Here is a 9,288-nt window from a genome sequence, read left to right on the forward strand (position 1 = left end):
GCCGCCGCTGAACAGCGCCGCCGCCGCCTGCTCGGCCGCCGCCGCCTCCCGCTCGCCGTGCAACATGCTGGTCACCTCGCAGGCCAGCGCATGCTTGGCCTCGCGGATGTCGGCGCCCTGCAGGGCGGACAGCCGCCGCACCTCGTCCATGGGCAGCACCGTGAAGAGCCCCAGGAAACGCGCGACGTCGCGGTCGTCCACGTTGACCCAGTACTGGAAGAAGTCGTAGGGGCTGGTGCGACGGGCATCCAGCCAGACGGAGCCGGCGGCGGTCTTGCCCATCTTGGCGCCGCTGGCCGTGGCGATCAGGGGGAAGGTCAGGCCGTAGACCTCCTGGCGGTTCACGCGGCGGGTCAGGTCGATGCCCGAGACGATGTTGCCCCACTGGTCGTCGCCGCCCATCTGCAGGCGGCAGCCGTGATCGCGGTTGAGCACCATGAAGTCGTAGGCCTGCAGGATCATGTAGTTGAGCTCGATGAAGGACATGCCGGTCTCGAGCCGCTGTTTCACCGATTCGCGCGAGAGCATGACGTTCACGCTGAAGTGCCGCCCGATCTCGCGCAGGAAATCGATGTACGACCAGTACACCAGCCAGTCGGCGTTGTTCACCATGAGCCCGTCGGCGGGGCCGTCGCCGAAGTCGAGGTAGTGGGCGAGCTGGGCCTTGATGCCTTCGAGGTTCGCTCCGATCTGCTCGATGGTCATCATCTTGCGCAGTTCGGTCTTGCCGCTGGGATCGCCGACCATGGCGGTGCCGCCGCCCGCGATGGCGATGGGGCGATGTCCGTGCCGCTGCAGATGCACCAGTCCCATGATGGGCACCAGGCTGCCGATGTGCAGCGAGTCGGCGGTGGGGTCGAAGCCGATGTAGCCGGTGACGACTTCAGACTCCAGCAGCTCGGCCAGCGCCGGTTCGTCGGTGCATTGCTTGAAGAAGCCGCGTTCCTTCAGGGCCGGCAGGAAGTCGGCGCGGGGCAATTTCTCTTCGCTCATGCTGTGGTCCTCTTGAAGCGTGCCACGAGTTCGCCCAGGGGGCATTCGCCCAGGAAGCGGATCAGTTCGACGGCCAGTTCCCAGGCCACGACCGCCTCGGCCACAACACCGGCGGCCGGTACGACGCAGGTGTCGGAGCGGACCCAGGAGCCGCACCGGGGCCTGCCGGTCTTCAGGTCCACGCTGCGCAATCCCTTGCGCTGGGTGGAGATGGGCTTGACGTAGGCCCTGGCGCGGACCGGTTCGCCGTTGGTTACGCCGCCTTCCAGTCCGCCGGCGCGGTTGGTCTCGCGCCGCACGCCGCCGTCGCCGTCGGGAAAGAGCTCGTCGTGCGCCGACTGGCCGTCGCGGGCGCTGACCGCCACGCCGTCGCCGATCTCGGCGGCCTTCACGCTGGGGATCGACACCAGGGCCGCCGCCAGCATCGCGTCCAGCCGCCGATCCGGCTGGGCGTAGGTGCCCAGCCCGGCCGGCACGCCGAAGGCGACCACCTCGGTCACGCCGCCCAGGGTCACGCCCTCGGCGCGGGCCTCGTCGATGCGCGCGACCATCATCCGCTCTGCCTTGCGGTCCAGGCAACGCAGCGGCGTGCCCGTGCGCACGCGACGCAGCCTCGTCACGGAGGGCTCGGGTCCGCGCGCCGCCAGGCCGCCCAGCGACACGGTGTGGCTCCAGACCTCGATGCCCACGGCCCGGAGCAGTCGCTTGGCGCAGGCGCCGACGGCCACCACGCCGGCCGTGGAGCGGGCGCTGGCGCGCTCGGCCACCTGCGCGAAACCGTCGTAGCCGTAGCGCCGGCGGCCGGCCAGATCGGCGTGTCCCGGACGCGGCGCCGGCCAGTCGGGATGGGGCTTGCCGCCGCGCCTGGCGAAGTCCCGGTTCTCGATCATCACCGCCAGGGGCGAGCCCAGCGTGCGGCCCTTCCACAGGCCGGCCAGGATCCGGCAGGCGTCGGTCTCGATCGATTGGGCGCGCGGACCCCGGCCGTAACCCTCGAGACGACGCGAGAGCTCGGCGTCCAGATCGGCTTCGCGCAGGCGCAGGCCGGCCGGGAAACCCTCGATCACCGAGACCAGGGCCGGGCCGTGGCTCTCACCCGCGAGCAGGTATCTCATGTCGCCGCGCCTCCACGCTGTAGATCTTCGACAACCCCGAAGAAGTCCGGGAATGATACCGCCACGCAGGCGTCGTCGTCCAGCCGCACTCCCCCGCGCGAGGCCAGACCGGCCACGGCGAAGGCCATGGCGATGCGATGATCGCCACGCGTGACCACCTCCGCGACTCCCCGGGCGGGGAAACCGTCCGGATTGCCGGCAATGTCCAGGCCGTCCTCGTGCTCTACCACGTCGGCGCCCAGCGCGCGCAGGCCCGCCGCCGTCGTCGCGATACGGTCCGACTCCTTGTAGCGCAGCTCCCTGGCGTCCCGGATGCGGGTCGTCCCCGCGGCGCGGGCCGCCAGCACGGCCAGCAGGGGCAGCTCGTCGATCAGGGCGGGGACACCCGGGCCCGCGATTTCGCAGGCCCTCAGCGCGCCGTGGCCTGCGCTGATCCCGCCGACCGGCTCGACGACCGATGAGATGTCGGGGCGAACCCGCAGGTTTGCCGACATGTCCGCCAGGATGTCCAGGAAGCGCGTCCGCGTGGGATTGAGCATCACGTCGCGGATATCGACCTCGCTGCCGGGAACCAGCGCCGCGGCGGCCACCAGGAAGGCGGCGCTCGACGGGTCGCCGGGCACCGGGAGATCCAGCGCGCCGAGGCGACGACCGGGCCGCAGGACGCAGCGATCATCGCCGACCGCGAGGTCGGCGCCCATGGCCGCCAGCATCTTCTCGGTGTGGTCGCGGGACGCGCCGCCGCCGCTGACGACCGTCTCGCCGACGGCACACAGACCCGCCAGCAGCAGCGCCGACTTGAGCTGGGCCGAGGGCACGGGCAGGCGATAGTCGATGCCGCGCAGGATCGCGCCCTCGACCAGCACCGGCAGTCGGCCCGCCTCCCCCGCGTAGTCGATGCGGGCGCCCATCGCGCGCAGCGGATCGACCACCCGGGCCATGGGTCGCGACCTCAGGCTGGCGTCGCCGTCCAGCCGCACGCGGGCCCGGCGCCCGGCCAGCAACCCCATCAGCAGCCGAGCTGTGGTGCCGCTGTTGCCGCAGTCGACGTCCACCCGTGGTGAACCGGGCGCGACGGCGCCCGGTGCGGGAAACGACCCCGGCCCGATCAGCAGCTCGTCGCCCGCGCGCCGGACCGCTGCGCCCAGGCCCTCGACGGCCGTCAGGGAGCGACCGGTGTCCTCGGCCTCCAGCCATCCCCGTACGCGGCAGACGCCGTCCGCCAGGGGCGCGAAGAACGCCGCGCGGTGGGAGACGGACTTGTCCCCCGGCACCTTCACGGTCCCCCGCAACGGTCCCTTGGCGGGTTCGATCAGACGCGACATGATCGGCATCCTCGGCCGGCGTGCAATTCCCTCGAAACCGCAACGTAGCCGACTGTTCTTGCGATGGCAACTGCTGCCTGAAGGCGTGCTGGCTACCGTGCGGCATCCGCCAGGCGATGGAGATCTGCGGCTCTCTCGCCGGGCGTCAGGAAGAGCCCGTAGCCACGGACGGCGGAGGGCTCTGGATGTCGAGCGAGCGGACGACAGGATGTCGTCCGCGAGCGTCCTGGCGAGAGAGCCGCAGATCTCCATCGCCTGGCCCATCAACATGCCGTGCGGGAGCCCGCACGCCCTCAAGCAACTCTTGTCACGAGCGGAGTCGCCCCCCTATCTTGCGATGATCATGAACGAGAGAACACGCGGCCCGCTGAACCTGCTGAGCATCCACCACGGACGCGAGATCGTATCGCTGGCCACGCCCATCGTGATGACCACGCTCTCGATGACATTGATGTGGACGGTGGACACCATCTTCCTGGGCCACTTCTCCAGCCTGGCGCTCGGCGCGGCGGGGCTCGGCGGCATGCTGACATGGGCCGCCTACAGCCTGTTCAACAACCTCAGCCGCATCAGCAACACCTTCGTCGCCCAGGCGCACGGCAAGGGCGACGACGAGGCCGTCGGGCACTACACCTGGCAGACGGTCTACCTCTCGCTGGTCACGGGGGCGCTGCTGACGGTCGCCGGCTACTACAGCTACGAATTCCTGCCCCTGATCAAGAACCCGCCCGAGGTGGTGGACGCCACCTACGTGTACATCAGGTGGCGCACCCTGAGCGCCGTGTTCACCCAGGTGCTCTTCGCGCTGACCGGCTACTTCCAGGGACGGCGCGACGTCCGCACGCCCATGTGGGCCGGGATCTTCGCCAACGTCCTGAACGCCCTGCTGGACGTCTGGCTGATCTTCGGCTGGAGCGGCCTCGCGGTGGGCGGCGCGACCCTGCTGTCCGCGCCGGCCATGGGCGTCAAGGGGGCGGCGATCGCCACGAGCATCGGCACCACAGTCAACGCCCTCATCCTGATCGTGGCCGCGGTCCTGCCGCGCGAAAACCGGCGGCGCTACCGCATCCACAAGCCGCGGCGGCTCGACCCGCGCGCCATCCTGCAGGTCGTGCGCGTGGGCCAGCCGTCGGCGCTGGAGGGGTTCGTGGACATGAGCTCCTTCGCGGTCTTCACGTCGTTGATCGGCCGGGCGGGCGCGGTGTCCCTGGCGGCGAGTCAGATCACCATCCAGCTGCTGTCGTTCTCGTTCATGCCCATGTGGGGACTGACCACCGCGGGCTCGGTCCTGACCGGCAACGAGATGGGCGCCCGGCGCCCGCAGCGGGCCGCGTCCTACGGCCGGCAGGTATACAAGCTGGGCATCTACTACTGCCTGACCCTGCTGGCGATCTACCTGGTGGCGCGCGGGAACATGTTCAGGATCTTCACCGACGATCCCGCCGTGATGGCCTTCGGCGGCTCGCTGGTGGTGATCGCCGCCGGCTTCCAGTTCGCCGACGGCCTGCGCATGGTCGGCAGCGGCATCCTGACCGGAGCGGGCGACACCCGACCGGTCATGCTGGTGACCATGATCATCATGTGGGGACTGTTCCTGCCCATGACCTGGTACCTGATCGGCCAGAGGGGCGGCAACGTGACCACCGCCTGGCTGGGCGGATCGGTCTGCTACCTGCTCCAGGCCGTCGCCCTGTGGGGACGTTTCCAGTCGGGGCGCTGGCAGAAGGTGCGCATCTTCCACCGGTAGCAGCATCCGCCGCAGCGACGAAGCCCCGGGATCACCCGGGGCTTCGCAGGCCTTGTTCGCCGTTGCCGGTCGTTCAACGGTAGATGCTCTTGACGCTGCCCCAATCCAGGTCGGCGTTGGCAACGGGTGCGTCGATCGTGATCGTGACGTCGCTGCAGGAGTCCGCGCCGAAGCCGTCCACGAAGAGGTAGTACCAGCCGTCGGCGGGCACGACCCAGCCGGGGTCGCCGTCGGGCGGGAGGTGCTCGTAGCCGTCACCGATCGTCGTATCGGAACCGATCACGCAGGTGCCGGTCGGGTCGGCGCAATCGGTCGCCAGCCACAGCGAGGCGTCGTGCGCCCCCTGCATCGACACGATGAAGGCTTCGCCCTGCAGCAGGTGGATCTTGTAGACCACGTCCCGGCCCTCGGAGGAATAGCCCGTGCAGCTGGTGCCGAACTCGCCGGCGCTGTAGTCGTCGTTGGCCAGGCACAGGTCGATCTCGAAGACCTCCAGGCCCTGCTCGCGCAGGCCGATGGCGTTCTCGCAGAGGTCGTTGGCCGGGGGCGGCGGGGGCGGCGGCGGATCGTACCCGGTGCCGTCGTCCACCATCACGGCGTCCAGGTAGTGGGAGTTCGCATCCAGGCCGACGTAGCGGAAGGCGATCTCCACGGTCTGGCCGTCGTAGGCGGTCAGATCCACGAAGTACTTCTCGAACACGTAGTGGCCGCCGCCGCCGGGTGTCGAATCCCAGTCGAAGACGACCGCGCCGTCGACCTCCACGGTCTCGACCGAGTCGTCGGCCCACTCGGTCTCGCGGTCGCCGGCCATCCAGAAGCTCAGGACGTATTCGCCGCCGGCCACATCGACCGTCTGCGCGAAGGAGATCGATTCGTCCTGGGGAATCGTCTCGCTCCAGCGGATGTAGGCGGCGAAGGCGCCCTCGACGCTGCCGCCCTCGATCGCCAGTTGCTTCCAGGTCTGGTCGCTGTTGACGACGGCGGACCAGCCGACCGGAGGCACCGCCGCCTCGAAGCCCTCGAAGAAGGCGCGGGAAGAGAAGACCGGACCGTGCAGGCGGTTCATCGTCCCGAACGTCATGCCGTCCATGCGTTGCTGATCCTTCGCGACGGCTCCCGACGCCGTCAGCGCAACCAGTAGAATCACGACCATCCATGATCTTGTCCTCATATCCATCCCTTTCTCCGGAGAGAACCCTCGAGACGCGCCGATACCTTCGACCCGCCCCCTAGCAAACCACCCCGAACGATCTTGTTCAACAATGATACCATGATTATCGGCACGAATGATGATTATTTATTAGATATTTTGTTGTTTCACTCTTACACGAGCGCCCCCATGCCCAGTATTCCCGTTACCCATTCCCCGACAACAAGTTGAGAAAAGGCTTCTCGCGGCCGGGCGGCGCCGGATCCGAACACATCCCCGCCCGGTTCGTCCACGCCGGCGCCGCGGCCGGGCTGGAATACCGGGAGCGCCCGTCCATATGCAAAAAGAGGCCCCGGAAGAATCCGGGGCCTCCTCGTCGCAACCGGCGAAGCCGGTCCTCATGGGTTCTGGACTAACGCCACAAGGCCTTGACAGCGCCCATGCTCATCTCTTCGTTGGCGATGGCGCCACCGGTCGAGGTGAAGTCCAGCTCGTACGTGCCGCAGCACTCGGGGTCGGTCGGGCCCTGATAGGCATCGATGACCAGGTAGAACAGGGCATCGAAACCGGTGTCGTTGGTGAACGGCAGGGTCTCCTCGAACTCCGGGGGATTGCCCGACCAGTAGTAGTCCATGTAACCCACGCAGTTCACGGGCTCCAGACAGTTGTCCAGCACGCGCATGCTGGCGTCGCAGACGTCGCTGGTCATGTGGGCGGTGAAGGTCGAGCCGGCGGGCATGAACACGCCGTAGTAGTCCTCGGGAGCCAGGGCGTAGTACTGCACGTCGCTCGGCGGAATGAGGATGCACGAGCCCGACGGGGTGTTGTAGCCGTCGCAGGTGTCGCCATAGAACAGGCCGCTGCCGGAGACGTCGAGGACGTCGGCGCAGAAGTCGAAGGGAACGTACAGCGACGCCGAGAAGGAGATTTCCATGTAGAAGTCGCCGAATCCGTACTCACCGTCGAGGACCATCCAGATCTCGCCGTCCCAGCCGCCGGTTCCGCTGATGGTGGAGCCGCCCTCGGCACCCCAGGAGAAGTACTGAGTGAACTCCTCGCCGCAGCCGAGCGTGGAGCCGATCCAGTCGACCCAGCCACCCGCAGGCGCGACCCAGCTGAACGCCCAGTCCCAGCCGTAGGTGCTGGCGGGGAACGTGTAGTGGAAGACGACCTCGCCACCGGTGTGGATGAAGTACCCGTGACCCCAGTCATCCACGTTGCCAACGCTCGGGATGAAATGGAAGTTGTAGTAGGGGTTCGTCAGTTCGGTCACGGCACTGCAGTCCAGAAGGCCGCGTGTGGTGTCCGACTGGGGCTTGAAAGGTGCTCTGTCCCCCTTCATCATTTCGATCGTGTTGGCGAAGGCCACTCCGGCCATCATCGCCACGACGGCGACCACGGCCAGCAGCTTCATCAAGTTACGCATGAATGTCCCCCCTTGAATGGGTTGGGTTTAGGTGCGGGCTTTTCGGTGACATTCGAAAAAACCCTCGAAGAGCTAACTCCATGCCCTACCATCAAAAAAAAACCTGAGGGCTATGGCCTATTGAGTAATACAACTCTAACATATTTCTGCAAGCCAATGCAATAGCATAATCCAGGAATACCACATTTTTTTGTTCATATCAGACTGTATTGCAATCAATGGAGTTACGATACTGCCGGTGATGCGGAAAATCTCGAATCAAACCCATGGCAGAGATGGTCAGAATATCTAGCCAGCGATCAAAACACGAAGGCCGTGGTCAAGGTGACCCGCCGGCCGGGCAGGGGAATGCCCGGAACCTCCTCGTATGCACGGTCGAAGAGATTGGTGGCGTCGAGGTGCAGCCGCCATGCGGTCCACCGGAAGGTGGCCCTCAGGTCGGCGGCCAGATGCCCTTCGCCATCGGATCGCTCCCGGTAACGCGCCTGGGGCGTCAACTGCATGTGATGCGGGAGGGACACGGCGACGCCGGCAGACAACAGGTGCCGGGGCGCCAGGAAGCCGTACTTGGCCACGTGGTCGTCGGGCAGGCTGCGGCTGCGATCCAGATAGGAATGGTTGAGATAGACGACATCGCCGCGGGGGGTGTCCAGCCGGTAGGCCTGGGTCCAGCCCCGTACTTCTCCCGTGGCGATGTTCATGACGCGCCAGGGCTCGTCGCTGGCGGCGGCGGGCCGCGCCCAGTCGATCAGATCGTGCTCGTAACGCGTGAAATACTCCCAGACCACGGTCCAGGGCCCGCGCCTCACCTCGCCGCCTGCATCCCACGACCAGCCGCGCTCCGCAGAGAGGCCGGGATCACCCCGATTGGCGGGATCCTCGTAGTGGAGTTCGGTGAAGGTCGGCACGCGGAAGACGGTGCCCGACGAGGCGCGCAGCAGGATGCCACCGCCCAGATCCAGACTCGCAGCCGCCGATCGCGAGAGTGTCGGCTCGATGCCGGACCAGGCATCCAGCCGGGCGCCCAGGCTCCAGCGCAGGGGAAGGTGACGGCCCGTGACCTCCAGCGATGCGGACGCCCGCCGGCGCTCATGGTCGCCCAGGGCCGGCCCCGCCGTTCCCCCGCGGATGCCGTCGCTGCGGATGTCCTCGTACACGGCCTCCGCGCCCGTGGCCACCGACAGGCCGTAGCCAGCATCGACGAGCAGGCGCGTCTCGGCCGAGGCGCGGCGCGTCGCATGGTCGTTCCGATAGAGGTCGGGATCGTCGCGGACGAGGGTGAAGCGGTCGCGGTGACGGCGTCCGCCCAGACGCTGCTCGATGACGATCTTGTCGGAGAGATCGGCGCGCAGCTTCAAGCCGGCGAACAGGGCCTGCGTGTGCTCGAACGAAGGGAAGGGCGCGTAGAAATCCAGGGCGCCGAACGCGCGGCTGGCGTAGCCGGCCAGCAGTTCGATCTCCCTCCGGCCCGTGCGGCCGACGGCGCGTGCGGACGCGTGCCAGTTCTCGGCGTCGGTGCCCGGGCGGTCGCC

The 9,288-nt window shown here is 67.7% G+C and carries 7 protein-coding genes; 1 reads left to right on the forward strand and 6 read right to left on the reverse strand.

Annotated elements, in window-relative coordinates; translation table 11 throughout:
- From KJ554_09855 to aroA, 3 genes are all read right to left on the reverse strand, one after another.
- Positions 1-993: tyrosine--tRNA ligase (locus KJ554_09855; protein ID MBU0742640.1), on the reverse strand; the 993-nt coding region annotated here is incomplete at its 3' end.
- Complete coding sequence (aroC, locus tag KJ554_09860) at positions 990-2,108, reverse strand: chorismate synthase (protein MBU0742641.1); 1,119 nt, start codon at positions 2,106-2,108, stop codon at positions 990-992. The genes KJ554_09855 and aroC, both read right to left, overlap by 4 nt.
- Positions 2,105-3,442 (reverse strand): 3-phosphoshikimate 1-carboxyvinyltransferase, encoded by a 1,338-nt coding sequence (gene aroA / locus KJ554_09865; protein ID MBU0742642.1) that lies wholly within the window; start codon positions 3,440-3,442, stop codon positions 2,105-2,107. The genes aroC and aroA overlap by 4 nt, the downstream gene beginning before the upstream one ends.
- 334 nt (positions 3,443-3,776) lie before the next feature.
- Here aroA and KJ554_09870 point away from each other — a divergent pair, with 334 nt between their 5' ends.
- Entirely contained in the window at positions 3,777-5,180 is a 1,404-nt protein-coding gene (locus KJ554_09870) for an MATE family efflux transporter (GenBank protein ID MBU0742643.1), read from the forward strand.
- A gap of 73 nt (positions 5,181-5,253) precedes the next feature.
- On the opposite strand, the gene KJ554_09875 is transcribed toward KJ554_09870, so the two are convergent.
- From KJ554_09875 to KJ554_09885, 3 genes are all read right to left on the reverse strand, one after another.
- Positions 5,254-6,333: a choice-of-anchor J domain-containing protein gene (locus KJ554_09875; protein ID MBU0742644.1), complete on the reverse strand. Its 1,080-nt coding sequence runs from the start codon at positions 6,331-6,333 to the stop codon at positions 5,254-5,256.
- Positions 6,334-6,742: 409 nt separating this feature from the next.
- A complete protein-coding gene (locus tag KJ554_09880) occupies positions 6,743-7,756 on the reverse strand; it encodes a hypothetical protein (protein MBU0742645.1) in 1,014 nt (337 codons plus the stop codon).
- A 299-nt stretch (positions 7,757-8,055) separates the two neighbouring features.
- Positions 8,056-9,288, reverse strand: a 1,233-nt coding sequence (locus KJ554_09885; protein ID MBU0742646.1) for a TonB-dependent receptor, incomplete at its 5' end; no start/stop codon positions are given.

It is taken from the genome of bacterium (assembly GCA_018814885.1).
In the GTDB taxonomy this organism is placed as follows: domain Bacteria; phylum Krumholzibacteriota; class Krumholzibacteriia; order LZORAL124-64-63; family LZORAL124-64-63; genus JAHIYU01.